Source organism: Clostridium oceanicum (assembly GCF_039521385.1).
GTDB classification, from domain to species: Bacteria; Bacillota; Clostridia; order Clostridiales; family Clostridiaceae; genus Clostridium_F; species Clostridium_F oceanicum.
Genome location: NZ_BAAACG010000013.1, coordinates 107533 through 133498 on the forward strand (window position 1 = coordinate 107533; position 25966 = coordinate 133498).

Sequence of the window (25966 nt, forward strand, 5' to 3'; positions counted from 1 at the left end):
ATATTTATTAGATTAAAAAGGGCACATTTTAACTTTATCTTTATATATTAATAATATATTAAATGTGAATACTATAGATAAAAATGTAAATAATCTAAAGATGAGGGGGAGTTAAGATGAAAAAAACTAAAGGTACTATGTTATTTACTATGATTATTATATTAGTTACGATTTCATTTAGTTGTTTTTTTTATAATAAATCCTATGCAAAAAAGAATATAAATTTGTTTGATGAAATAATAAATGAGACAAACAGTAAAGTGAAAGAAAAAGGAGTAGAATTTGTATTTACACTAAAGAATAAAAATGATTTAAAAAAAATAAGTAGTTATTTAAATTTAAATTATAAAAAGGTACTAAATAAATTAGATAATAATAATTCCATAAAATTAGATGAAAATAACATTATAGGGTATATAGATAAATTTTATGAAAATAATAATACTATAATAAGTATAAAACTTTCCTCTAAAAGAGAGGGGCTACACATAATAGATAAAATAAAAAATGATATACAATTAAATCTTAAGGAAAAAAAATATAATTTTAAAATTTTTGAGTATGTAAAAAGTAAATCATCAGATACAAATATAGATAATATAAACAAAAATTTATTAAAAACATTAAAAAAATATAGATGCAGTAATATTAATACAATAAGATTAGAACGAGGTTATAGTACTATAGCATATACTAATACTAAGAAATATGATCAAATTATATCTAATGATAAATTTGTGGATTTAAATTGTGCTGTATGTAAATATGATTCTGGAAACTATGTAATAATAGGAACTCCACAAATAAATACAACGTACTAGTAATAATGAATGGAGGAAAAGTATGGATAAGATAGTGGTTAGAGGAGGTAATAAATTAGAAGGGGAAGTAAACATAAGCTCCGCTAAAAATTCAGTATTACCTATAATTGCAGCTAGTATACTAAGTGGAGATAAATGTGTTATTGACAATGCTCCTATGCTTGAAGATGTAAATGTTATAGGAGAAATTTTAAAAAGTATATCAGCAAAAGTAGATATAAATAGAGATAATAATAAAATAATTATTGATACCAGTTCAATTGCAAACTGTGAACCAGATAGTGAACTTGTAAAAAAAATGAGAGCATCTTTTCTTTTAATGGGACCTATGATGTCTAGATTTGGTAGTTTTAAAATATCTCTTCCAGGAGGATGTAATATAGGAACTAGGCCTATAGATTTACACCTTAAAGGATTTACAGCTTTAGGAGCTAAAGTCACTATAGGTCATGGATATGTAAAAGGTGTTGCAGATAGACTTATAGGAAATAATATATATTTAGATTTTCCATCAGTAGGTGCTACAGAAAATTTAATGATGGCAGCTGTTATGGCAGAAGGAGAAACTACAATAGAAAATGCAGCAGCAGAACCTGAGATAGAAGATTTAGGAAAATTTTTAAATGAAATAGGAGCAAACGTTATAGGGGCAGGAACTGATACAGTTAGAATTATAGGAGTTAAAAAATTAAAAGGAACTACTCATAGGCCTATATATGACAGAATAGAAGCAGGAACTTTTATGGCATCTGCTGCTATAACTAGAAGTAAAATAAAAATAAATGGGGTAATAGAAGAGCATTTAAAACCTATTATAGCAAAGCTTACAGAAATGGGAGTAGACATAAAAATAGAAGGAGAAAGTGCTATAGTAGATGCTACTAAAGAGCTAAAACCTATAGATATAAAGACTATGCCCTATCCAGGATTTCCAACAGATATGCAGGCTCAAATTATGGCTATACTTTGTTCTGTAAAAGGAACTAGCGTTATAACTGAAACTATATTTGAAAATAGATTTATGCATGTTTCAGAAATGAAAAGATTAGGCTGTAATATAAAAATAGATGGAAGAAGTGCAGTTATAGAAGGAGTAGATAATTTAACAGGAACTCAAGTTAAAGCTACAGATTTAAGGGCTGGAGCTGCACTTATTTTATGTGGATTAATAGCAGAAGGGTGTACAGAAGTAACAGATATATATCATGTAGATAGAGGATATGTGAAAATTGAAGATAAATTTAAAAATTTAGGTGCAGATATAAAAAGAACAAATTAAAAATATATAGAAATTTTGAAAGATTATTTTTAGGTAATTACTTAAAAATAATCTTTTTTATATGGGTTCAATTTATATTTTTATCATATTTATTAAAATTATAAATATATTTATATTGATTAACTTTAGATAGAAAAGAGGTATGCTATGAGAAGGGATGAAGATTGTGTACATATAAGGAGATTGTTTTGGGGCATAATTTCAAGTATCGGGATAATATTAGTACTTGCAGTAATACTTTCATTTTTAACTAGATCTCAAATATATTCAAAGAATATAAAAGACAAAAATGTAGTGGAAAACAAAGTAGAGGATAACTCAGTAGAAAAGGAAGCTGTAGTAGATGTAAATAAAAAATATAATGTGAAAGAGGAACCAAAAGTTAATGTGTATTTTATGAAGCAGAAAAAAGTAAGAGCTATACCATTAGAAGAATATGTAAGAGGGGTAGTTAGTGCAGAGATGCCAGTAGAATTTAATGAGGAGGCATTAAAAGCACAAGCAGTAGCTGCTAGGACATATGCATTGGCTCACATGAAAAACTTTGGGGACAATCAGTTTAATGAGAGAATAAATGCGGATGTATGTGATACTATATATTCTCAAGTGTATATGCCAAAAGATAAGAGGCTTAAGGCATGGCCTAAAAATAAAAGAAATGAGTATTGGAATAAAATAGATAAATCTGTAAAAAGTACCTCTGGTCAAATATTAGTTTACAATGGAGATATAGTTATGTCACCTTATTATTTTGCTACAAGTAATGGTAAAACAGAGGATTGTGAAAATGTATTTAAAAGTAAAGTTCCTTATTTAAAAAGTGTAAGTAGTCCAGGAGAAGAAAAAGCTCCTAAATTTAAGACTTCTGCAAAATTTTCTTATAATGAATTTATAAAGAAAGTAAATAGTCAATATCCTAAATCAGGACTTAGTACTTCTAAATTAAAAAATCAAGTAAAAATATTATCAAAAAGTGATTCCGGTAGTGTTAAAACTATAAAAATAGGAAATATAACTATTACAGGACCTAATTTTAGAAAGCTTTTATCTTTAAATTCATCTAAATTTACAATAGATTTTAAAGGAAGCAATATACTTATAAATTGTAATGGATATGGCCATAATGTAGGAATGAGTCAATGGGGAGCAAATTCTATGGGTAAGGATGGAAAAAAATATGAATATATATTAAAACATTATTATAGTGGTGTAAATATAAAAAAATTAAATTATTAAAGAGAAAATCAATTAATGTTGATTTTCTCTTTTTTTATATCAAATTTAATTTAAGTATAAAAAATTAATAAAATATGTATTTTTTTCTATAGTCTGGACAAACTAGAAAATGGAGGTGCTGATATGGAAAAAAAACCATTTAAGAAAACATCAAAATTTTTTAAGAGGGAGGGCTTTTATGTAATTTTATTTGTTTGTTTATGTGTTATAGCTGTTGTAGCTGGAGTAACTGTTAAAAATAGCAAACAAGTTAGAAATAAACCTATTGAAAATAAAGTAGTTAAAAAAGATACCAGTAAAGATACAGCTAAAGCTGTAAAACAACCAACTAAAAGTTATGAAAATGCTCTTCAAGTAAAAAAAGAAGATGAAAATACTAAACCAAAGACTGAAGAAAAAACTCAAGAAAAAGATACAGCTAAAGTATCAAAGCAAGTTCAACCTAAATTTATAAAACCAGTTGAAGGAACTATAGCAAGAGTTTATTCAGAAGATCCAGTATTTTGGAATTCTACATCAAGTTATAGACCAAATTTAGGTATGGATATAAAGACAAACTTAGGTAAATCTGTTTTAGCAGTTGAAGATGGAAAAGTAGAAAATGTTGTTAGTTCAAGTCAAGATGGAGTTAAAGTAATTATCAATCATCAATCTGGACTAAAAAGTGTATATTCTAATTTAGCTGCCAAAACAAATGTTAAAAAGGGTCAAGCGGTTAAAAAAGGTGATGTTATAGGTAAAGTAGGTAAAACTACATTACGTTCAGCTTATGAGAAATATGGTGACCATTTACATTTTGCTATGATGAAGGGTAATAATTACATAAATCCTTCTAAATACATTAAGTATTAATTTGAAATTTAAGCCATTTTTCGCTTTTAATCGAAAAGTGGCTTAAAAATGAATTTAATTTGTTAAATTAGCATAATTATAATTATAAAGGATTAAGGGAGGTAGCACTTTGAAAGATTACATTGAAGAAAGAGTCCTTGAAGTCGCTAAATATATTATAGATTCTAAAGCTACTATAAGAAGAACAGCTAAAGTGTTTGGAGTAAGCAAAAGTACAATACACAAGGATATGACAGAGAGGTTACCTAAAATAAATCCACAGATAGCTGAAGAGGCCAAGGAGATTTTAGACTATAATAAAGCAGAGAGGCATATAAGAGGTGGAGAAGCAACAAAAATGAAATATAAAGCTATTGAAGGTTAAAAGCATTCCTATTATAATAAATTTATAGGCTTTTAGTAAAGCTATTTTTATTTTTCTTATAATTATTATATAAGTTTAGAGAGTAGGAGAGGATAAGGGAATGTTTTTTAGTGTAGGCACTGATATGGGAATAGATTTAGGTACCGCTACAGTACTTGTATATATAAAGGGTAAAGGAGTCATTTTGAATGAACCCTCAGTGGTAGCTATAGATAGGAACAAAGATAAAGTCCTAGCAGTTGGACAAGAAGCAAGAGAAATGATAGGAAGGACTCCAGGAAATATAGTGGCAATACGTCCAATGAGAGATGGAGTAATATCTGATTATGATATTACAGAAAGAATGTTAAATTATTTTATTACAAAAGCTTGTGGTAAGAAAAAAATAGGTGCTCCAAGGGTTGTTGTTTGTATTCCATGTGAAGCTACTGAAGTGGAAAAAAGAGCGGTTATTGATGCAGCAAAGAATGCTGGTGCTAAAAAGGTATTTTTAATTGAAGAACCGTTAGCAGCAGCTATTGGAGCAGACCTTGATATAACTAAAGCTAGTGGAAGTATGGTAATTGACATAGGTGGTGGAACTACTGATATCGCCGTAATATCTCTAGGTGGAATAGTTGTTAGATCTTCTATAAAAAGAGCAGGGGACAGTTTTGATGAATCAATAATAAAATACATAAGGAAAAAACATAAACTTATGATAGGGGAAAGAACAGCAGAAAATCTTAAAATTAATATAGGTTCTGCATTTGCTAAAGGGGAACCGGTTCCTATGCAAATAAGAGGAAGAGATTTAGTTTCAGGACTTCCTAAAGATATAACTGTAACTTCAGATGAAATGAGAGAAGCTCTTCAAGAATCAGTTAATGCTATAGCTGATCTTGCTCATTCTGTTCTAGAAAAAACTCCACCTGAGTTATCTGCAGATATAGCAGATAAAGGAATAATAATGACAGGTGGAGGAGCTTTATTAAATGGACTTAGTGACTTAATAGGAAGCGTTACTAAAGTACCTGTTCATATAGCTGATAATGCAGTTTCTTGCGTAGCAGAAGGTACTGGAAAGGTACTAGCTTATTTGGATAAAATGGGTATATCATCTTCCGGTGATGGATTAAATTTAGTTGAATAACATATAGCTTTATATGAATAAGCACCATAATAATAACTATTATTATGGTGCTTATTCAGGTTCATTATATACCATATAATAGCAATGTAGTAATGAGTTAACTATAGTTTTTGCCATATTCATTATTAAACTTAATCTAATAGTATTAGAATGAAATAATTCATTGTTTTCATGAGAGTCTACAATTCCTATTATAGATACTTCTCCTATATTAGGTAGAGATTTCCCTACACCCTTTCCGGGATGAACAGGATAGTCTCTTACCTGCAGTTCTCCAATTTTGCATTTATCACCTAAGCAAGCGTCTATGCCTATTATATTGCTATTTGGGTGACGATTTTTGATTTGAGATATTTTTTCTTCTATATTTAAAGCATGTATAGGATTATCTATAGTTCCATATACATGTAGAGGAAAATTTTTCGATCTTAACATACTACCTACTAGAGGTCCTAAAGAATCACCTATACACCTATCAGTTCCTATACATACTATTAAAGTATCTTTATTAATATAATCTTTTAAAAAATATGCTATTTTATAGTAGGATAGCGAATTGTTATAAGGTGTTTTAATTTTACTCAAAGTACATCCCTCCCTATATTAATTTATATGAATAGGGATAATTAAATATTAAATAAAAATTTTAATTTTTTTTCCATATATTTAATTGGTCAGTATTAGTAAGACATCCTAGAAGCCTATCCCTTATTCCTGGTATATCTTTTTCTAAAGAAGATATTAAATCTTTCATATACTCTCTTTTAGTATATCCATTAGCAGGGCAAGGGTTGTCAATTATTTTAAAATTATATTTTTTTGATATGCTTTTGGTTTCATATTCATTTATATAAACCATAGGTCTTATTAAAGTTATATCACGTCTGTTTAAATAAGTTTTAGGAGAAAAGCTACTAATTCTTCCTTCATAGAACATAGACATAAGTAAAGTTTCAACAGCATCATTTTTATGATGACCTAATGCAAGTTTATTACAGCCTAATTTTTTAGCATAATCATTTAATGCACCTCTTCTTAAATTTGCACAAAGGGAACAAGGATTTTTTTCTTTTCTAATATCAAAAACTATTTCTTTTATATTAGTTTTATAAATGTGTATTGGTATATCCATTTCAGAGCACATTTCTTCCATAGGAGAAAAATCTGCACCACTATTTGGATCTATAACTATAGCTATTAAATCAAATTTTTCAGGGGAGAACCTTTGGTATTTTTTTAGTAGTTGTAATAAACATATACTATCTTTTCCACCAGATAAACCGACAGCTATTTTGTCATTGTCTTGAATTAAATCAAAATCATTTATAGCTTTTCTTAATTTACTTAATAATTTTTGCATAAGTACCTCCTAAGTATGAATATATTGTAGTTATTTAGATTATATTGTAAAAATGTACTAATAATTATACCATTAAAACCTTATATGTTTTATAAATGGTATATGTGTATAAAATAAAGAAAATTAGAGATAATAAAAGATACAAAGGAATAAAGCAGTAAAAACATAAATAAATGGGCTTGAAATTATAATTAAAAACAGATATACTATTTCTTGTCGAAAGCGTTCAAAACTTTCAACATAAATACAAAATATGCTGGCATGGCTCAATTGGCAGAGCAGCTGACTTGTAATCAGCAGGTTGTAGGTTCAAGTCCTATTGCCAGCTCCATATGTGGAGGAGTTCCCGAGTGGCCAAAGGGGGCAGACTGTAAATCTGTTGCAATTTGCTTCGATGGTTCGAATCCATCTTCCTCCACCAAAATTTTATGGGCGCATAGCTCAGCTGGGAGAGCATCTGCCTTACAAGCAGGGGGTCACAGGTTCGAGCCCTGTTGTGCCCACCATAAAATTTTATAAAAAATTTAATAATATGCTGGCATGGCTCAATTGGCAGAGCAGCTGACTTGTAATCAGCAGGTTGTAGGTTCAAGTCCTATTGCCAGCTCCATATGGAGGAGTTCCCGAGTGGCCAAAGGGGGCAGACTGTAAATCTGTTGCAATTTGCTTCGATGGTTCGAATCCATCTTCCTCCACCAAAACCTTTACTTTAGTAAAGGTTTTTTATTTTATGGTAGAATAAATTATAATATAATTTTTTTAGGTTGTTGACACCTATATGATGTTATGTTATGATTTTTAATAGTAAAAGTTAATAGTAAACTCTTATCCAGAGAGGTGGAGGGAAAAGGGCCCTTTGAAACCCGGCAACCAGTGAGTAGTGATGTTCACTATAGGTGCCAATTCCGGCAGTTAGTTCTGCAAGATAAGAGAGAAGTTAGTATATAACCTCTTCTTATTGAAGAGGCTTATTTTTTTGCAATTTTAAAATCATTAAATGGGAGGTTTAAAGTATGAAAAGAATTTTTACATCTGAATCAGTTACAGAGGGACATCCAGATAAAATTTGTGACCAGGTATCAGATGCTATATTAGATGCTATATTAGAAAAAGATCCAGAAGGTAGAGTAGCTTGTGAAACAGCTGTTACTACTGGTATGGTATTAGTAATGGGGGAAATATCTACTCATTGTTATGTAGATATACCTAAAGTTGTTAGAGAAACTATAAAAGGAATAGGTTACGATAGAGCTAAATACGGATTTGATTGTGAAACTTGTTCTGTATTAACTTCAATAGATGAACAATCTTCAGATATTGCTGTAGGTGTTGATGAAGCATTAGAATCAAAAGCTGGAGAAATGGAAAAAATAGATGCTATAGGTGCTGGAGATCAAGGTATGATGTTTGGTTTTGCTACTAATGAAACTAAAGAATATATGCCTCTTCCTATAGAAACAGCTCATAAAATAACAAGAAGATTATCAGAAGTTAGAAAAAATGGAACTTTAGCATATTTAAGACCAGATGGAAAAGCACAAGTTACAGTAGAATATGAAGATGAAAAACCAGTTAGAATAGATTCTATTGTTGTTTCAACTCAACATAGCAGAAAAGCTACACAAGAACAAATACAAAAAGACATAAAAGAGCATGTTATAAATGCTGTAATTCCTGAAGAATTATTAGATGAGAATACAAAATATTACATTAACCCAACTGGTAGATTTGTAATTGGAGGACCACAAGGGGATTCAGGATTAACAGGAAGAAAAATAATAGTTGATACTTATGGCGGATATGGAAGACATGGTGGAGGAGCTTTCTCAGGTAAGGATGCAACAAAAGTAGATAGATCAGCTGCATATGCAGCTAGATGGGTAGCTAAAAACTTAGTAGCAGCAGGAGTAGCAGATAAATTAGAAATACAACTATCTTATGCTATAGGAGTAGCTAAGCCAGTTTCAATATCTATAGATACTTTTGGAACAGGAAAAATATCAGAAGAAAAAACATCTCAAATAGTAGATAAAGTATTTGATCTAAGACCAGGAGCTATTATAAGAGATTTAAAATTAAAAAGACCAATATATAAACAAGTAGCAGCTTATGGTCATTTTGGAAGAACAGATATAGATGTTCCATGGGAAAAGTTAGATAAGGTTGATGAAATAAAAAAATACTTATAATATAAGAAGAGTTAGGCTTTATGGTCTAACTCTTTTAATTAGGTAGTATTTGTATATATGTAAATAAATTATGTTATAATTTATATAATAAAGTAGTTTAGGAGAGATCATATGCAGGAATTACAAGGCTTTGTTGAGGATATAGTTTTTGAAAATCAGGATAACGGATATATGGTTGCAAAAATTAAAGACAAAAACAGAATTATAACTATAGTTGGGTTTATTCCTTATATAACAGAAGGTCAAAATTTAAAATTAAAAGGTGAATGGGTTGTTCATAAGCAATTTGGTAAACAGTTTAAAGTTGAAAGTTGTGAAGAGATAACTCCAGATACCGTTTTAGGAATAGAAAGATACCTAGCTTCTGGTATAGTGTCTGGTATAGGGCCTGTAACTGCTAAAAAAATAGTTGCGAAATTTAAAGAGAAATCCTTAGATATATTAGATAATGATATAGAAAAGCTTAAAGAGATAGAAGGTATTGGTAAAAAGAAAATAGAAACTATAAAATCTTCTTATGAAAAGCAAAGAGAAGTAAGAAACATTATGATATTTTTCCAGCAATATGGAGTTACTGCTAACCAGTGTGTAAAGATACATAAAAAATATGGAGTTAATTCTATAAATAAAGTACGTAAAAATCCATATATACTTACAGAAGATATATCTGGTATAGGGTTTAAAACTGCTGATAAAATTGCTAAAAGTTTAGGGATAGAAGCAGATTCACCTTTTAGAATTCAAAGTGGAATAACCTATATAATAAACCAGTTTTGTGCGTTAGGAAATACTTATATGCCTATGGATAAACTAAAAAAACAAGCAATAGATATTTTATGTGTTAAAGAAGAAGAGATTGAAAGAAATATATATGTAAGTGTTTCTGAAAATAAACTTAAGATAGAGGAAGCTTATAATAATAAATGTGTATTTAATTTACCCTACTACTATTGTGAATTAGGAGTAACTAGAAAGATATTAATGTTATCTTTAAATGAGTATAAAGATTTAAAAATAGATATAGAAAAAGAAATAGGAATATTTGAAAAAAGTAATAGTATAACTTTTGCACCATCACAAAAAGAAGCCATAAAAGGAGCTTTTGATAATGGGGTTGAAGTAATTACTGGAGGACCTGGAACTGGTAAAACTACTATAATAAACTGCATAACGGATATATTTGAAAAAGCCAATATGAGGGTATTTATGGCAGCTCCTACAGGAAGAGCAGCAAAGAGAATGTCAGAATCTACAGGACGAGAAGCTAAAACTATACATAGACTATTAGAGATGGGAATAGGAGAAGATAGGGAAGGATTATTTTCAAAAAGTGAAGATACTCCATTAGAATGTGATGTAATTATTATAGATGAAGCTTCTATGATAGATATAATGCTTATGCATAGCTTGCTTAAGGCTATATCTTTAGGCACAAGACTTATTATAGTTGGTGATGTGGATCAACTTCCTTCTGTAGGTCCTGGTAACGTTCTTAGAGATTTAATAGATAGTAGATGTGTTAAGATTGTTAGATTGAAAGATATTTTTAGACAGTCAAAGGAAAGTATGATAATAGTAAATGCCCACAAAATTAATAGTGGAGAAATGCCCTTATTAAATAAAAAAGATAAAGATTTTTATTTTATAGAATGTGAAGATCCAAATAAAATTTCAGATACTTTAATAGACCTTTGTAACAAAAGGTTACCAAAATTCAATAAAAAGTGGGATAAAAAGAAGCATATACAAATACTGTCCCCTATGAGAAAAGGAATACTTGGAATCAATAATTTAAATGTTCATTTGCAAGAAATTTTAAATCCTAAAGATAAGGATAAAAAAGAAATAAGTTTTAAAGACACTATATTTAGAGTTGGGGATAAGGTTATGCAAATAAAAAATAACTATACCCTAAAATGGACTAGAAAATATAGTGAATTAGAAAAAGATGGTGTAGGGGTATTTAATGGAGATGTAGGATATATAGAAGACGTAGATGAAGAAAAAAAGACAATAACTGTATTATTTGATGAAGATAAAAGGGTAGTTTATGAAGATTTATATTTAGATGAAATAGATTTAGCATATGCTGTAACTATACATAAAAGTCAAGGAAGTGAATTTCCAGTGGTTATTATACCAATGTTTATGGGTCCGCCACTTTTAATGAATAGAAATCTCCTTTATACAGGAATAACAAGAGCAAAAAAGTTAGTTGTATTAGTAGGATCTTTAAAAGCTACTAGTTTTATGATAAGCAATAATAAGAGCTTTGAAAGATTTTCACTTCTTAAATGGAGAATAGTTAATGTAATAGAGAATGGGCTTTCAAGTGAAAATAATGATAACAATTAAAGGAGAGTAGTTTTTATGACTTTATTAAAAAAGTATGGTTATGAAAAACATGAACCTAGTGAAGTCTTAGATTATATATCTTCATGGTGTAAGAGTGAAGAAAGATTTTTAAATGTTATAGCAATACCTTATAATGATTGTAAATTTTTTGTTGATATTATATTATATTTTATAAATCATGGCAAAAATATATTATATGTAACTAATGAAAAAAAAACAAATGTAAAGATAGTTAGATATTTAAAAAAGCTAACAGGTTTTAATGATTATTCTTATGTGAAAAATCCAAAAACTAAAGTAGAATCAAAGTTAAAAATAACAGATTTTAATATAGGGGATTATTTAAATGAAAAATTTGATTTAGTAATATATGATGATATAAGTAATTTTTCTTTTCATAGTAAAGAAAATATACAAAGATTAATAAAATCTAAGCTTAAAAATGAAGGCAAAGCTATATCCTATTCTATTGAACCAATACTTCCATATTATAGACACTTTTATATACCTTTTAGAGAAGATAAAATGCCTATAATAGAACCTAGGATTATGATTACTAGAATAGATCTTAATAAAGAAATACCGTTTATAATGTATGATTATTTAGAATGGTCTATAAAGTCTAAAAGAAAAGTTATAGTTTATACTTCATCTAATAGGGTTAGTGAAAATTTATATAAATATATAAATAACAACAATATTAATTTTGGTGTTAGTGTAACTGTAGATAAAAATTATAAAAACTACAAAAAGATTGACGAATTTATGAAAAGTGAAAAAGGTATAATAATAACCAATAATTTTAATAACATTCCTTGTAACATAAAAAATACAGATCTTATAGTTTATGGAGCAGATTCTTTTAATTATAAAGAACTTGTTTATTTATGTGGAGTAGTTGGAAGGAGTGAATATAATTTTAGAGGAGAAATTATGTTTTTAGCTAATAGTGAAGAGGAAAGTATGGATAAAGCTAAAGATATAATTAGAAACTTTAATAAAAGAGCATGGAAAATAGGTTTATTGAATTTATAAAATATATAGGAGATTGTGTTTTAGAGGTTATATATCCTCATACTAACAATTGCATAATATGTGATTCTTATGTAGAAAATAAATTCTTATGTAGAAATTGTGAAAATAAAATAAAATATTGTTATGATCCTTATATAATTGATAAAAATGGGTTAAAAGTTAAAATATATTCAGTAGCCTACTATTCAGGAATAATTTTAGAACTTATTATAAGACTTAAATATAAAAGTGATTTTAAAAGTGGAGAAGTATTAGGATTTTTAATGTATAAAAAAATATTAAAAGAAAATTTAAATATAGATTATATAACTTATGTTCCTTCTACTAATAAATCCCTTAAAAAAAGAGGTTACAATCAAAGTAAATATTTAGCTAAAATTATAGGTGATTATACGAAAATACCTATAATTAATCTTTTAACTAAAAATGATAATGCTAAAGATCAGATTGGCTTAAATAAAGAAGAAAGATGGAAAAATGTAAAAAATAGCTTTAACTTAAAGTTTAAAGAAAATATTGAAAATAAAAATATACTTTTGGTAGATGACGTTTTAACTACTGGAGCTACTACCTTTTATTGCTTTAAAGAATTAAAAAAATTAAAGATTAATAATGTTTTTGTATTGACTGCAGCCAAAAGTCGTGTATAATTTAAATGTAATTAAATTAGGTTTGTGGTTGAAAGTCGATGCCAGTCGCAGGCGAAGCGATCCACGTAAGTTAAATAAAATATTTAATGAGCATGGTGCGGTTTAGAAGTAAGACCTGCCGTTTCACAAGATGAAACGAGAGAACTATTAGTGAGAGGCACAACACCGGGTAGCAAACGTTCCAGCAGGCGAGTGTGGGGTCAAAAACCAGGTCAACTAATTTGATTGTGAAAATAAGATTCATATTTATATGAGTCTTATTTTTTTATACAGCAAATGTTAAAGGACAAGCTAATAGTTATTATTATTTAATATTTATATAATTAAACTTAATATTTTGTAAATTCTAAATAATTGTGTTGTATTTTTGTGTTAAAAGTATTAAAATATATTTAAACAATAAAAAACAAACTTAAATAAAAAATAATAAATTTAACTATAACCCATAATTGGGACAGAAAGAGGGGCTGAAGAATGAAAATAAATGTTATAGGTAAAAATATCAAGGTAACAGAAGCCTTAAGGGATACTGTGGAGAAGAAATTATCTAAGTTAGACAGATTTTTCAACCCAAATGTGGTGGCAACTGCTACACTAAGTGTAGAGAGAAACAAACAAAACATAGAAGTTACAATTCCTTTTAATGGAGTAGTATTAAGAGGCGAAGAATCAAATGGAGATATGTATGCTTCTATAGATTTAGTTATAGGCAAATTAGAAGGACAAATTAGAAAACAAAAAACAAAACTTCAAAAAAGAAAATATAATGATTCATTGAGATTTAAATATATACCTGATAGAAAACAGGAAGAAGATGATGAACCTAAAATAGTAAAAACAAAAAGGTTTGCAATGAAGCCTATGTCATCTGAAGAAGCAGTGTTACAAATGGAGTTAGTTGGACATAATTTCTTTGTATATAAAGATGCAGATACTGAAGAAGTAAATGTAGTTTATAAAAGAAGAGATGGAGATTATGGATTAATAGAACCAGAATTTTAACATAAAATTAATATAAAAGGTTGTGCAGCAGACTTTTCAAGTGTGCTGCATTAATTTTTATAAAAAATTAGCATGTTTTACAAAATTTATACCTTATATATAGCTTAATAAGTTGAATGGTATATTGTTAAATGATATAATTTTAAAAGATTAATAATAAATAGCGAGGATGAAAAAATATGAAGCTTTTTGATAAATTATTTGGAACTTATAGTGAAAGAGAACTAAAAAGAGTCAATTCTACAATAAATAAAATAGAATCATTAGAACCTCAGTTTAAGAGTTTAAAAGATGAAGATTTTAAGCCTAAAACAGAAGAATTTAAAGAAAGAGTAAAAAATGGTGAAACATTAGAAAGTATTTTACCAGAAGCTTTTGCTTTAGTTAGAGAAGCAGCTGTTAGAACTGTAGGCTTAAGACATTATAAAGAACAGCTTATAGGTGGAATTATACTTCACCAAGGAAGAATTGCTGAAATGAAAACTGGTGAAGGTAAAACATTAGTTGCTACATTACCTGCATATTTAAATGCCTTAACAGGAAAGGGAGTACATATAGTTACAGTAAATGACTATCTTGCAAAAAGAGATAGAGATATAATGCTTCCAATATATGAATTCTTAGGATTAACAGCAGGAGTTATACTTCATGATTTAAATAATGATGAGAGAAAAGAAGAATATAATTGTGATATAACATATGGAACTAATAGTGAATTTGGATTTGATTACTTAAGAGATAACATGGTTGTTTATAAAGAAGAAAGAGTACAAAGAGAGCTAAACTTTACTATAGTGGATGAGGTTGACTCTATTCTTATAGATGAAGCTAGAACTCCTCTTATAATATCAGGACAAGGTGAAAAATCTACGGAATTTTATAAAGTAGCAGATTATTTTGCAAAATCACTTATTGCAGAAAAAGACTTTACAATAGATGAAAAAGCTAATTCAGTAATACTTACAGATCAAGGTGTAGAAAAAGCAGAGGATTTCTTTAAATTAGAAAACTACGCTGATCCAGATAATATGGAAATACAACATCACGTTGTTCAGGCATTAAAAGCTAACTATATGATGAAAAAAGATAAAGATTATATGGTTAAAGGTGAAGAAGTTCTTATAGTTGATGAATTTACAGGAAGAGCTATGGAAGGAAGAAGATATAGTGATGGTCTTCACCAAGCTATAGAAGCTAAAGAATCTGTAAAAGTAGAAAGAGAATCTAAAACTTTAGCTACAATAACTTATCAAAATTACTTTAGAATGTATAATAAGTTATCTGGTATGACAGGAACAGCAGAAACAGAAGAAAATGAGTTTAGAGAGATATATGGATTAGATGTATTAGTTATACCTACTCATAAACCTATGATAAGAAAAGATCAACCAGATTTAGTTTATAAAACAGAAAAAGGGAAATTCAAATGTATAGTTGAAGAAATAACAGATAGAAATAAAAAAGGTCAACCAGTCTTAGTAGGTACAGTAAGTATTGAAAAATCAGAGCTTTTATCTGATATGCTTAAAAGAAAAGGTGTTAGTCACCAAGTTTTAAATGCTAAATATCATGAGAAGGAAGCAGAAATAATATCTCATGCAGGAGAATATGGTGCAGTTACTATAGCAACAAATATGGCAGGTCGTGGTACGGATATTAAGTTAACTGAAGAAGCAGAAAAAGCTGGTGGACTTGTTATAATAGGAACAGAAAGACATGAATCAAGAAGAATAGATAACCAATTAAGAGGTCGTTCAGGTCGTCAAGGAGATCCAGGAGAATCAAGATTCTTTGTATCTTTAGAAGATGATCTTATGAGAATATTTGGTTCTGAAAAAATGCAAAATATAGTTGAAAAACTTGGATTAGAAGAAGATGAAGCAATAGAAAGTAAGATGGTATCTTCAGCTATAGAAAGTGCTCAAAAGAAAGTAGAAGGAAATAACTTTGATATAAGAAAAACATTACTACAATATGATGATGTAATTAATAAACAAAGAGAAATTATATATAAACAAAGAACAGAAGTATTAGAAGGTGAAGATTTAAAAGATCAAGTAGAAGCTATGATAAAAGATCTAGTTGATCAAACTGTAGCTAACCATATTTCAGGAGAAGAAGAAGAATTTGAAAATGAAATTAAAAATTTAGTTGAATACTTAGAAGATATATATCTTCCTAAAGATACTATAAGAATAGATGATATTTTAAAATTATCTGATGATGAAATAAAAGAAAAATTATATGAAACAGCTAGAGTAATATATGATGCTAAAGAAGCTGAAGTTGGAACAGAACAAATGAGAGAAATTGAAAGAGTTATATTACTTAGAGTAGTTGATACTAAATGGATGGATCATATAGATAACATGGAACATTTAAAACAAGGTATAGGACTTAGAGCATATAAACAACAAGAACCAGTTCAAGCTTATCAATTTGAAGGTAGTGAAATGTTTGAAGAGATGATTTACAATATTAAAGTAGATACTGTAAAATATCTTTACCATGTTCAAATAGAAAAAGCACCAGAAAGAGAGCAAGTAGCAAGAGAAACAACTACTAATTATGATAGTAGTGAATCTTCTAAAAAAGAGCCTGTTAGAAATGAAAATAAAGTTGGAAGAAATGATCCTTGTCCTTGTGGAAGCGGGAAAAAGTATAAAAATTGTTGTGGAAGAAGAGCTTAAAATATATAAAAAAACCAGGAATCATTAATTGGTTTCTGGTTTTTATATAGATTATTTTTAGGTATATGAAAATAAATAATAATTGACTAATTATTTATTTAAATGTGCCCTATAAGAGGTGGAGTTTTATATGATATTACAATTTGAAGAATTAACAGATAATCTAAATATTTTAATGGATACTATAAAAGAGATTGGAGAGTCTCTTTGACAAGGGAAAATTAGAAAATAGAGTATCAGAACTACAAAATAAAATGCAAGAGCCAGATTTTTGGCAAGATGTATCAAAGGCTCAAAGTATAAGCTTAGAAGAAAAGTCTATAAAAGATAAGCTTAATAAATTTAATAATATAAAAACAAGAATAGAAGATTTAGATATTTTAATACAAATGGCTATAGAAGAAGAAGATTATTCAATGAAAAAAGAAATCTTTAAGGAATATAAGCTTTTAAGTGATGATATTAACAATTTTAAAATAGAAACACTTCTATCTGGTGAGTATGATAAAAATAATGTTATAATGACACTTCATGCAGGGGTTGGAGGTACAGATGCCCAGGATTGGACTGATATGCTTTTTAGACTTTACACTAGATGGGCAGAAAGAAAAGGACTTAAAGTTAAAATATTAGATTTAATAGACGGAGATGAAGCAGGTCTTAAAGGTGTTACTTTAAGAGTAGTTGGACAATTTGCTTATGGATATTTAAAATCTGAAAAAGGTATACACAGATTAGTTAGAATATCACCATTTAATTCTAATGGCAAAAGGCAAACTTCTTTTGCATCAATAGAAGTAGTACCAGAGCTTACTCAAAATCAAGAAATAGAAATAAAAAGTGATGATTTAAGGATAGATACTTATAGGGCAGGAGGAGCAGGAGGACAGCATGTAAACAAAACAGAGTCTGCAGTTAGGATTACTCATATACCTACAGGAATTGTTGTCCAGTGCCAAAATGAGAGAAGTCAGCATACAAATAAAGATACTGCTATGAAAATGTTAAAATCTAAATTAGTAGAGCTAAAAGAAAGAGCTCACAAAGAAAAAGTTGAAGATTTAACTGGAGAGTTAAAAGATATTGGATGGGGAAGTCAAATAAGATCTTATATATTCCATCCATATAATTTAGTTAAAGATCATAGGACCAATGTGGAAACAGCTAATACAGGTGCAGTTATGGACGGAGATATAGATATGTTTATAATGGAGTACCTAAAGGGAAATTTTTAGATGATATAAAAAAGATGACTTCTTTTTATAGAAGTCATCTTTTTTAAGGATAAAGAAAACTTTGCTAAGCTTTTTTCTTTTTATATATTTTAGGGATTAAAATTATTAAAACTAACCCAGTTAAAGATACAAAAATTATAGGTTTATAGTATAAAATAAATATATTATTTGAGAAAGCAAGATTAACTATTTCTTTTGAGGATATATTGTAACATCTTTTTATAGATTCTTTATTTATAAAATCAATTTTGTCTTTAGGAGTGTGTATTTTAGAAGAATCGTTATCGCAAAAAGTTATAGCTTGAATATTTTTTTCTCTAAAAGGACTATGATCGCTAGAGTCTTCAAAAATATAATTAAAGTTTATTTTACTATTTGAACATATAGAAGAAACATTTTTTATAAGAGGTGTATTTATTGTATCTTTTTTAGATCCCATTATACAAAGGGGTACAGATTTAGCTCCACCTATCATATCAAAATTTAAGACAGTACTACCTTTTAAAACTTTGTTAAAATCTTTTAAAAAGGCTTTAGAGCCTAGAAAACCAAATTCTTCTGCATTAAATCCTACAAATATAATATCTCTGTCTGGTTTTCCTAAAGATTTAATGTATTTACTCATTTCAAGCATAAAGCAGGTTCCAGAAGCATTATCTAAAGCACCAGAATATATTGTGCCATTTAAATCTTCCCCTACATGATCAAAGTGAGCAGATAGTACAATAGGAGGTTTTGATGAGTCTTTTCCCTTTATACGTCCAACTACATTATTTAAAGTCGTTTTTTCTACAGTATAAGGTATAAAGCAATTAATTCTATAACCTAAGTCAACATTATGTTTTAATTCTTCAAAAATTTCTTTTGTAACCATTATATACATACCATGTGGAGCATCTTTCATAAAAGAACTTCTAAAATTTAATTTGTTTTCTGGGCTAGAAAATATCACAAAATGTTCTTTATCATCTTTTATTTGAATAAAATCTTTTTTCATTACAATATCACTTTCTTTGTTGAAAGAAAAATTATTTTTTCTAAAATTAAGCATATCTTCTTTAAAATCTTTTCCATAGGAATATTCTTTTACTACTTTATCTTTATTATTTAATACTTTAAGGTAAGGTTTATTATTTTGTTTTTTAGGATAATAACAAGAAAAAGATTGAAAATAGTTGTTTTTATAAGGAAGTATATTATTTTTTTTAAAACTGCTTTTTACAAATTCTGATGCTGCAGTATTTTCTATACTACCAGGTAGCCTCCCTTTAAAACTATCAGATGATAAGAAGTCTATATTTTTTATAACAGAATCTACATTAAATTTTTTTATACAAAAAAATTTTTGTAAGCTCAAAGACAAGGTTACAAATAGAAGTATTATAACTAAGTATTTAATTGCTCTTTTCATATAATTCTCCTTAATAGTGTTTATAATTAAATTTATATTAGTTTGATAAAATATATATAACTGTTATAATATATTTTTAGTGACATTATTTATAATTTAATAGTTTTCGGAGGTAAAAATGAGAAATATAAACGATATATTAGCTAAAGAGTTTAATTTATCTATTAAGTATATAGAAGCAGTAATAAATTTATTGGATCAAGGGAATACAGTTCCTTTTATAGCAAGATACAGAAAAGAAATGACAGGAGGCATGAGCGATAGCCTTTTAAGAGATCTTACAGATAGGCTTACTTATCTAAGAAATTTAGAAAGCAGAAAAGAAGACGTTTTAAGAATAATAGATGAACAGGGAAAACTAACAGAAGAATTAAAAAAATCTATTTCAAAAGCTGAAACTATTACAGAAGTAGAAGATTTATATAGACCATATAAACCTAAGAGAAGAACTAGGGCAACTATTGCAAAGGAAAAGGGGTTAGAACCTTTAGCAAATTGTATATGGGAAGGAAGTTTTAAAGAAGATATAATAGCATATGCTAGTGAATTTATAGATGAAGAAAAAGAAGTTTTGAAAGAAGATGATGCTCTTCAAGGAGCAATGGATATAATAAGTGAAATTATATCTGATGAAGCAGAATATAGAAAATGGATAAGAAAGTTTGTTGAAAGAGAAGGGGTTATAGAAACAAAAGGGAACAGTGAAGATACAACTCCTTATGAAATGTATTATGACTATAATGAAAAAGTAAAAACAATACCTTCTCATAGAATATTAGCTATAAATAGAGGAGAAAAAGAAAAAATATTAAATGTAAAGATTACTTGTAATCAAGAAAAAATAGTAGAATATCTTAATAAAAGATGTTTAAAAGGAAATAAACAAACAGATACTTATATAGAAGAATCAATAAAAGATTCTCTAAAAAGATTAATATATCCATCAATAGAAAGAGAAATAAGATCTCAGCTAACAGAAAAGGGAGAAGAAGGAGCTATAAACATATTTAAAGAAAATTTAAAGGCTCTTTTAATGCAATCTCCTATAAAAGGAAAAGTAGTTTTAGGATATGACCCAGGATTTAGAACAGGATGTAAAATAGCAGTTTTAGATGAAACAGGTAAACTATTAGATACAGCAACAGTTTATGCTACAGCTCCACAAAATGATGTAAAAGGTTCTATAAAAACATTAAAAGAATTAATATATAAACATAATGTTGATGTTATATCTCTTGGAAATGGAACTGCAAGTAGAGAATCAGAAGAAGTTATATCTGAGCTTATAAATACAGTAAAAGAAGAAAAAGGAAAAGATGTTTACTATGTTATAGTATCTGAAGCAGGAGCTTCTGTATACTCAGCTTCAAAATTAGCATCAGAAGAATATCCTGATATAAATGTATCTTTAAGAGGAGCTATATCTATAGGTAGAAGACTGCAAGATCCTTTAGCAGAACTTGTTAAAATAGATCCTAAATCAATAGGAGTAGGACAATATCAGCATGATGTATCTCAAAAGAGATTAGATGAATCTTTAAAAGGTGTAGTAGAAGATTGTGTTAATGCTGTAGGAGTAGATTTAAATATAGCTACACCATCCCTTTTATCTTATATAGCAGGGGTAAATGCTTCTATTGCTAAAAATATAGTAGCCTATAGAGAAGAAAAAGGAAAATTTGAAGGAAGACGTGAGCTTTTAAAAGTTAAAAGATTAGGTGAAAAAGCTTTTAAGCAGTGTGCAGGATTTTTAAGAGTTATGGAAAGCAAAGAATGTTTAGATAATACTTCAATCCACCCAGAATCTTATAAAGCTACAAAATCACTTTTAAAAATCTTAGGATACAAAGTAGATGACATTAAAAATAATAATCTAAATGATATAGATACAAGAATTAAAGACTTAGAATTAGATAAAATATGTGAAGAAATAAATATTGGGAAACCAACATTACTTGATATAATAAAAGAAATCAAAAAACCTGGAAGAGATCCAAGAGAAGAATTACCTAAACCTATATTAAAAACAGGAGTAGTTGATATGTCTCAATTAAAACCAGATATGGTTTTAACAGGAACAGTTAGAAATGTAGCTGACTTTGGAGCTTTTGTAGATATAGGAGTTCATCAAGATGGATTAGTACACATAAGTCAGCTTTCAGATAAATTTGTAAAACATCCTTTAGATGTAGTTAAAGTAGGAGATATAGTTGAAGTTAGAATTTTAGAAGTAGATGAAAAAAGAAAGAGAATATCTTTAAGCATGAAAAAATAATTAGCATATATTTTAGTATAAATTTATAAAATTAAATGTAAGAAATAAAAGTAAATTGTGAAAATTTTAAAAAATATTATATATTACGTTATTTAGATAGTTGAATAAAAAAAATAATTGATATATAATAGTAAATGAAAAATATATATAATAATATATATCTTCAGGGCGGGGTTAGATTCCCCACCGGCGGTAAAGCCCGCGAGCCTATATAGGCATGATTCGGTTAAATTCCGAAGCCGACAGTAAAGTCTGGATGGAAGAAGATGCAATTGCGATTTTAAAGCCCTGATATTTATCAGGGCTTTTTTTACTTGTAATTGTACCTCCCTAAAGATTATAAAAAATTAGGAGGTTAAAAATATGCAAGATAAAAAATTAAATAAACTAGTAAAGGTTTCTATACTTGGGGCTATTGCATTTTTAATTATGTTTATAGAAGTGCCAATTCCAATATTTCCTGAATTCTTAAAATTAGACGTAAGCGATATACCAGCACTAGTTGGAGGGTTTGCATTAGGACCTGTATCTGGAATAATGGTAGAACTTATAAAGAACATACTTCATGGAATATTTAAAGGAGGAACAGCTTTTGTAGGGGAAGCAGCAAACTTTTTCGTAGGATCTGTCCTTGTAGTTGTAGCTTCGTTAGTATATAGAAGAAATAAAAATAAGAAAAATGCGGTTTTAGGATTAATTTTAGGAACTATAGCAATGTCAGGTGTAGCTGGAATATTAAATTATTATGTATTACTACCTTTATATGAAACATTGTTACATTTTCCAATTAAAGCAGTAGTTGCTTTAGGAAATAAAGTAAACCCAAAAGTTACAGACTTAAATTCATTTATAATATGGGCTATAATACCTTTTAACATTCTTAAAGGAGTAATAGTTTCAGCTATTACAGTTTCTATTTATAAAAGTGTATCTGTTGTTATTAATAAAAGTGAAAATACTAGTAAGAAATTAGCTAATAATAGATTGTAATTTAGCTCTTTAGAGGAGTTAATAAAGATAGTATTATAAAAAAAGTAGCAATACCAATTATGTTGGTAGGCTACTTTTTTGTTATACAGTTTTAAAATTTTTAATATATAGCTATTATATTTATATATTTTTTTATAATACTATGATACCTAGGTTTATAGCAGTTTCTGTAAAGCCAGAAACAATTCCTATAGCAAAATCTCTAAAAGCATCATATATAGGATTAATATCTGCAATTGCTAGTAAAACAAATATTAACATTCCTAGGGTAAAAATAGTTTTTTTCTTTTTATTCATATAGATAACCTCTTTTAAAATATATTTTTTAGACATAAGTTTTTAAAATTCTACTTACAAGGGTTCTACCATACCATCTATAAATCCATTAACAGCAGATTCTATTGCATTTTTTAATATAAAAACTACTATTAAAAAAAGAATAATTTTAATGGCAATAAATAAGTATTTATTTTTAGTTTTATACATTTAAATATCATCTCTTTTATATTGATTTTACTTATTGAAATATATTACAAAAATAGTTTATTATTCTAATACGTTGTTGTTATTATATCAACAATAATCTCCATTTTCAACCAACATATGTAAAGATATATTATGTGATTTTATGATTTTTAGTCAATAAAATAGTTTTTATAAAGATATATGCATCTATTCTTTTTATTTAAAATAAATCTAAATTTAATATATAAACTATTAAATTTATTTTTATCATAAGTACCTAATTTTTGTACAAAATGATATTATATTTTTGTAGAGAGATTTAATAATAAATATGGAATTTAATACTTATTAAATATAAATACTTTTGTATACGATAATTAAGCAAAGTTATTGAGAGGTGAATTGAATGCCAAATATTATTCCAGTAAATAATTTAACTAATATTAAAAGTAAAAAGCTATCTACCAAATTGTCATTTAAAGTAGATGAGGTATTTAGAGCTAAGGCAATTGGTGAAGGAGAAAATGGAAATGAAGTAAAATTAAAAATGGTGGATGGTTTTGAATTTACAGCTTCTCTTGAAGAAAATAGCGAACCTTTAAAAGAAGGTATAACAAAATTTAAAGTGGTAGGCCGTGAAGATGGAAAAATTAAATTAAAAGTTTTAAAAGATAGCGGTGAAGGTAATAAAAATATATCTAAAGATTCTATAGAAAGTTTAATAGAAAAATTAGATATAAATATAAACAAAAAAGAATATGCTATTTTAGAGAAAATGGTAAAACATAATATTCCTATAACAAAAGAGAATATATCTGATGTGATGAATTTATTAGATTTTGCAGCTAAAGCAAAGTCTAGTCCAAAGGAAATAGAGGATTTTATTAAAGTATATATGGAAAGCAGGAATATAAGTCCTAACAGTAAAGAAGGACAAGCTATAACAAATATACTAAAAGACGTATTTAATAATATGAAAAATATGAGTGAAGAAGATTTATTTTTATTTTTAGAAAATGGTATAGATTTAACTTCTGAAAATATAAAAAGTTTCAATGACACATTTAAAGGAACTAATTCTATCTATAAGGGATTAAAGACAGTTGAAAATTTAGTCAAAGATAATAATGTTCAAAATGAAAATAAATTAAATAATGAAAATCCAGATTCAGTTAGTATAAATAATACAAAAACTGAAAAAGATTTAGCTTCCAATATAAAGAATTTAATTAATGAGATTGATAAAGAAATTAATAATGGTTCAAATATTAAAAATCAGCAAAGTAATATAAATCAACCTAGAGAAAATACAAATGTAGATCAAAAAAGTAATATAAAAGAAAATAAAATATTAAATACTTTAAAACAATTGATTAATTCTGGGAATAAAGAGAATGTTTCTATAGCTAAAGAGATATTAGGGAAAATGGATAGTACTACTCAAAAAAGTATATTACAAAAATTAAGGAGTGAAGAAAGTTTATCTTTAAAAGATGGAGATAATAGTTTAAATAATGCTAGTAAAGAAGTAGTTTCTAATAAAGAAAGTATTATTAATAAAGAAAATAATAAAAGTACTTCTTCAAATTTAAAAACTTTAGATAATGGAAATATTTCTAAGGAAAATGTTAAGAATGTAAATAAGAATGAAAATGGTAGTAAAGTAGTAAATAAAGATACTTTAACTAAAGAAGGAACTAATGTAGAAAAAAATATAAATAATGAAAAGTTAGGTAAAGATATTAAAGGTAATAGTAAATTTAAAAATATAAATAATGGTAAATCATCAGTTATAAAAAACCAAATAAACGAAAAAACATTAGATATGAAAAATATAATTAAAGATTTATTAAAAAATATTAATAATGATAAATCTAATATGAATTATGATAAAGTAATGAATGTATTAAAAAATAATATTAATGATTTTAAACTTTTTAATACTTTATCTAATGAATATTATTATTTAGATTTACCTTTAAGTCTTAAAGAGCAGGAATATCAATGTAAAATTGTAATTAAAGATGAAAGAGGAAAAGGTAAAAAAATAGATTCAAAAGATGTTAAAATAGCAGCATCTGTATCTACAGTAAATATGGATATAGTAGATATTTATATAAAAGTTAAAAATGAAAATATGGATGTAAATATAAAGTCACTAAAGACATGGATACCAATGCTTTCTAAAAATAAAGAAAAATTACTAAAAGATTTAGAAAAAATGGGTTATAATATTTATGTTAGTTTAGATGAAAAAAAAGAAGATTTAAATATATCTAGTTGTTCTAAGTTTTTTGATGATAAAAATTTAAATGCTGTAGATATAATGGCGTAGTTAAAAGGTAAGGTGTATTAAATTGGAAGATAGAAAAAAAGCAGCAGCGTTAAAATATGAAAAAGGATATAGAGCACCAGTAGTTAGCGCTACAGGTATGGGATATGTGGCAGATAAGATAATAGATAAAGCTACGGAAAATAATGTGCCAGTAGTATATGATAAAGAGCTTACAGACCTTTTAACTAAAGTAGATGTTGGAGATTCTATTCCTTACGAATTATATGATGCAGTTGCAAAAGTAATAGCTTATGTTATGGATATAGATGAGGACATAAAAAAATAGAGGT

22 protein-coding genes, 5 tRNA genes and 2 riboswitches are annotated in these 25966 nt (G+C 27.5%); of the genes, 22 read left to right on the top strand and 5 right to left on the bottom strand.

What is annotated here, in order from left to right; translation table 11 throughout:
- Positions 1 to 116: 116 nt before the first annotated feature.
- The 6 genes from ABDZ71_RS14500 (at position 117) to mreB (ending at position 5684) form a co-directional block, all read left to right on the top strand.
- Positions 117 to 821 (top strand): hypothetical protein, encoded by a 705-nt coding sequence (locus tag ABDZ71_RS14500; protein WP_343762636.1) that lies wholly within the window; start codon positions 117 to 119, stop codon positions 819 to 821.
- Between the two features lie 22 nt (positions 822 to 843).
- Complete coding sequence (gene murA, locus ABDZ71_RS14505; protein WP_343762638.1) at positions 844 to 2100, top strand: UDP-N-acetylglucosamine 1-carboxyvinyltransferase; 1257 nt, start codon at positions 844 to 846, stop codon at positions 2098 to 2100.
- A gap of 147 nt (positions 2101 to 2247) precedes the next feature.
- Complete coding sequence (spoIID, locus tag ABDZ71_RS14510) at positions 2248 to 3336, top strand: stage II sporulation protein D (protein WP_343762639.1); 1089 nt, start codon at positions 2248 to 2250, stop codon at positions 3334 to 3336.
- Positions 3337 to 3459: 123 nt separating this feature from the next.
- Entirely contained in the window at positions 3460 to 4188 is a 729-nt protein-coding gene (locus ABDZ71_RS14515; protein WP_343762641.1) for a peptidoglycan DD-metalloendopeptidase family protein, read from the top strand.
- A gap of 109 nt (positions 4189 to 4297) precedes the next feature.
- Positions 4298 to 4552, top strand: coding sequence for a sporulation transcriptional regulator SpoIIID (gene spoIIID, locus ABDZ71_RS14520; RefSeq protein ID WP_343762642.1), 255 nt, complete (start codon positions 4298 to 4300; stop codon positions 4550 to 4552).
- A gap of 100 nt (positions 4553 to 4652) precedes the next feature.
- A complete protein-coding gene (gene mreB, locus ABDZ71_RS14525; RefSeq protein ID WP_343762643.1) occupies positions 4653 to 5684 on the top strand; it encodes a rod shape-determining protein in 1032 nt (343 codons plus the stop codon).
- A 51-nt stretch (positions 5685 to 5735) separates the two neighbouring features.
- Here the strand turns inward: mreB and yyaC are convergent, their stop codons facing one another.
- Together yyaC and ABDZ71_RS14535 are read right to left on the bottom strand one after the other, a co-directional pair.
- A complete protein-coding gene (gene yyaC / locus ABDZ71_RS14530; RefSeq protein ID WP_343762645.1) occupies positions 5736 to 6269 on the bottom strand; it encodes a spore protease YyaC in 534 nt (177 codons plus the stop codon).
- Between the two features lie 61 nt (positions 6270 to 6330).
- Positions 6331 to 7044 carry a tRNA 2-thiocytidine biosynthesis TtcA family protein gene (locus tag ABDZ71_RS14535; protein WP_343762646.1) on the bottom strand — a complete coding sequence of 238 codons (714 nt, stop codon included), beginning with the start codon at positions 7042 to 7044 and terminating at the stop codon, positions 6331 to 6333.
- 255 nt (positions 7045 to 7299) lie between these two features.
- On the opposite strand from ABDZ71_RS14535, the gene ABDZ71_RS14540 reads away from it, so the two are divergent.
- The 12 genes from ABDZ71_RS14540 (at position 7300) to prfB (ending at position 18200) form a co-directional block, all read left to right on the top strand.
- A tRNA-Thr gene (locus ABDZ71_RS14540) sits at positions 7300 to 7375 on the top strand.
- A gap of 5 nt (positions 7376 to 7380) precedes the next feature.
- Positions 7381 to 7465: transfer RNA gene (locus tag ABDZ71_RS14545), tRNA-Tyr, on the top strand.
- Positions 7466 to 7474: 9 nt separating this feature from the next.
- Positions 7475 to 7550, top strand: a tRNA-Val gene (locus tag ABDZ71_RS14550).
- 28 nt (positions 7551 to 7578) lie between these two features.
- A tRNA-Thr gene (locus ABDZ71_RS14555) sits at positions 7579 to 7654 on the top strand.
- 3 nt (positions 7655 to 7657) lie between these two features.
- Positions 7658 to 7742 (top strand) — tRNA-Tyr (locus ABDZ71_RS14560).
- A 124-nt stretch (positions 7743 to 7866) separates the two neighbouring features.
- A riboswitch (SAM riboswitch) is annotated at positions 7867 to 7976 on the top strand.
- 81 nt (positions 7977 to 8057) lie between these two features.
- Positions 8058 to 9233 (top strand): methionine adenosyltransferase, encoded by a 1176-nt coding sequence (metK, locus tag ABDZ71_RS14565; RefSeq protein WP_343762648.1) that lies wholly within the window; start codon positions 8058 to 8060, stop codon positions 9231 to 9233.
- 111 nt (positions 9234 to 9344) lie between these two features.
- Positions 9345 to 11588 carry an SF1B family DNA helicase RecD2 gene (gene recD2, locus ABDZ71_RS14570; protein WP_343762650.1) on the top strand — a complete coding sequence of 748 codons (2244 nt, stop codon included), beginning with the start codon at positions 9345 to 9347 and terminating at the stop codon, positions 11586 to 11588.
- Positions 11589 to 11603: 15 nt separating this feature from the next.
- The gene (locus tag ABDZ71_RS14575) at positions 11604 to 12623 is read left to right on the top strand and encodes a competence protein ComF (protein WP_343762652.1); all 1020 of its coding nucleotides are present in this window, start codon (positions 11604 to 11606) and stop codon (positions 12621 to 12623) included.
- Positions 12596 to 13273, top strand: coding sequence for a ComF family protein (locus ABDZ71_RS14580; RefSeq protein WP_343762654.1), 678 nt, complete (start codon positions 12596 to 12598; stop codon positions 13271 to 13273). Before ABDZ71_RS14575 ends, ABDZ71_RS14580 begins: the two co-directional genes overlap by 28 nt.
- 474 nt (positions 13274 to 13747) lie before the next feature.
- Positions 13748 to 14275, top strand: coding sequence for a ribosome hibernation-promoting factor, HPF/YfiA family (hpf, locus tag ABDZ71_RS14585; protein ID WP_343762656.1), 528 nt, complete (start codon positions 13748 to 13750; stop codon positions 14273 to 14275).
- A 179-nt stretch (positions 14276 to 14454) separates the two neighbouring features.
- Positions 14455 to 16965, top strand: a complete 2511-nt coding sequence (gene secA, locus ABDZ71_RS14590) for a preprotein translocase subunit SecA (protein WP_343762658.1) — start codon at positions 14455 to 14457, stop codon at positions 16963 to 16965.
- Positions 16966 to 17095: 130 nt separating this feature from the next.
- A protein-coding gene (gene prfB / locus ABDZ71_RS14595; protein ID WP_343762660.1) for a peptide chain release factor 2 occupies positions 17096 to 18200 on the top strand; the annotation gives its coding sequence in 2 pieces (ribosomal slippage) (positions 17096 to 17173 and positions 17175 to 18200; 1104 coding nt in all).
- 64 nt (positions 18201 to 18264) lie between these two features.
- On the opposite strand, the gene ABDZ71_RS14600 is transcribed toward prfB, so the two are convergent.
- The gene (locus tag ABDZ71_RS14600) at positions 18265 to 19611 is read right to left on the bottom strand and encodes a M28 family metallopeptidase (protein WP_343762662.1); all 1347 of its coding nucleotides are present in this window, start codon (positions 19609 to 19611) and stop codon (positions 18265 to 18267) included.
- Positions 19612 to 19729: 118 nt separating this feature from the next.
- Between ABDZ71_RS14600 and ABDZ71_RS14605 the strand changes: the two genes are divergently transcribed.
- Entirely contained in the window at positions 19730 to 21886 is a 2157-nt protein-coding gene (locus ABDZ71_RS14605; protein ID WP_343762664.1) for a Tex family protein, read from the top strand.
- A gap of 155 nt (positions 21887 to 22041) precedes the next feature.
- Positions 22042 to 22158, top strand: a riboswitch (FMN riboswitch).
- Positions 22159 to 22249: 91 nt separating this feature from the next.
- Positions 22250 to 22876, top strand: a complete 627-nt coding sequence (locus ABDZ71_RS14610; RefSeq protein ID WP_343762666.1) for an ECF transporter S component — start codon at positions 22250 to 22252, stop codon at positions 22874 to 22876.
- A 132-nt stretch (positions 22877 to 23008) separates the two neighbouring features.
- Here ABDZ71_RS14610 and ABDZ71_RS14615 read toward each other — a convergent pair whose 3' ends face one another.
- A complete protein-coding gene (locus ABDZ71_RS14615; protein ID WP_343762668.1) occupies positions 23009 to 23173 on the bottom strand; it encodes a hypothetical protein in 165 nt (54 codons plus the stop codon).
- A 54-nt stretch (positions 23174 to 23227) separates the two neighbouring features.
- Positions 23228 to 23362: a hypothetical protein gene (locus ABDZ71_RS14620; RefSeq protein WP_343762670.1), complete on the bottom strand. Its 135-nt coding sequence runs from the start codon at positions 23360 to 23362 to the stop codon at positions 23228 to 23230.
- 385 nt (positions 23363 to 23747) lie between these two features.
- On the opposite strand from ABDZ71_RS14620, the gene ABDZ71_RS14625 reads away from it, so the two are divergent.
- Positions 23748 to 25676: a hypothetical protein gene (locus ABDZ71_RS14625; RefSeq protein ID WP_343762672.1), complete on the top strand. Its 1929-nt coding sequence runs from the start codon at positions 23748 to 23750 to the stop codon at positions 25674 to 25676.
- Between the two features lie 22 nt (positions 25677 to 25698).
- Complete coding sequence (locus tag ABDZ71_RS14630; RefSeq protein WP_343762674.1) at positions 25699 to 25962, top strand: EscU/YscU/HrcU family type III secretion system export apparatus switch protein; 264 nt, start codon at positions 25699 to 25701, stop codon at positions 25960 to 25962.
- Positions 25963 to 25966: the final 4 nt, after the last annotated feature.

Coding starts and splice junctions, on each gene's coding strand:
- ABDZ71_RS14500 (WP_343762636.1), top strand. CDS start 117: ATGAAAAAAACTAAAGGTACTATGTTATTTACTATGATTATTATATTA.
- murA (WP_343762638.1), top strand. CDS start 844: ATGGATAAGATAGTGGTTAGAGGAGGTAATAAATTAGAAGGGGAAGTA.
- spoIID (WP_343762639.1), top strand. CDS start 2,248: ATGAGAAGGGATGAAGATTGTGTACATATAAGGAGATTGTTTTGGGGC.
- ABDZ71_RS14515 (WP_343762641.1), top strand. CDS start 3,460: ATGGAAAAAAAACCATTTAAGAAAACATCAAAATTTTTTAAGAGGGAG.
- mreB (WP_343762643.1), top strand. CDS start 4,653: ATGTTTTTTAGTGTAGGCACTGATATGGGAATAGATTTAGGTACCGCT.
- ABDZ71_RS14535 (WP_343762646.1), bottom strand. CDS start 7,044: ATGCAAAAATTATTAAGTAAATTAAGAAAAGCTATAAATGATTTTGAT.
- metK (WP_343762648.1), top strand. CDS start 8,058: ATGAAAAGAATTTTTACATCTGAATCAGTTACAGAGGGACATCCAGAT.
- recD2 (WP_343762650.1), top strand. CDS start 9,345: ATGCAGGAATTACAAGGCTTTGTTGAGGATATAGTTTTTGAAAATCAG.
- ABDZ71_RS14575 (WP_343762652.1), top strand. CDS start 11,604: ATGACTTTATTAAAAAAGTATGGTTATGAAAAACATGAACCTAGTGAA.
- ABDZ71_RS14580 (WP_343762654.1), top strand. CDS start 12,596: ATGGAAAATAGGTTTATTGAATTTATAAAATATATAGGAGATTGTGTT.
- hpf (WP_343762656.1), top strand. CDS start 13,748: ATGAAAATAAATGTTATAGGTAAAAATATCAAGGTAACAGAAGCCTTA.
- secA (WP_343762658.1), top strand. CDS start 14,455: ATGAAGCTTTTTGATAAATTATTTGGAACTTATAGTGAAAGAGAACTA.
- ABDZ71_RS14600 (WP_343762662.1), bottom strand. CDS start 19,611: ATGAAAAGAGCAATTAAATACTTAGTTATAATACTTCTATTTGTAACC.
- ABDZ71_RS14605 (WP_343762664.1), top strand. CDS start 19,730: ATGAGAAATATAAACGATATATTAGCTAAAGAGTTTAATTTATCTATT.
- ABDZ71_RS14610 (WP_343762666.1), top strand. CDS start 22,250: ATGCAAGATAAAAAATTAAATAAACTAGTAAAGGTTTCTATACTTGGG.
- ABDZ71_RS14615 (WP_343762668.1), bottom strand. CDS start 23,173: ATGAATAAAAAGAAAAAAACTATTTTTACCCTAGGAATGTTAATATTT.
- ABDZ71_RS14620 (WP_343762670.1), bottom strand. CDS start 23,362: ATGTATAAAACTAAAAATAAATACTTATTTATTGCCATTAAAATTATT.
- ABDZ71_RS14625 (WP_343762672.1), top strand. CDS start 23,748: ATGCCAAATATTATTCCAGTAAATAATTTAACTAATATTAAAAGTAAA.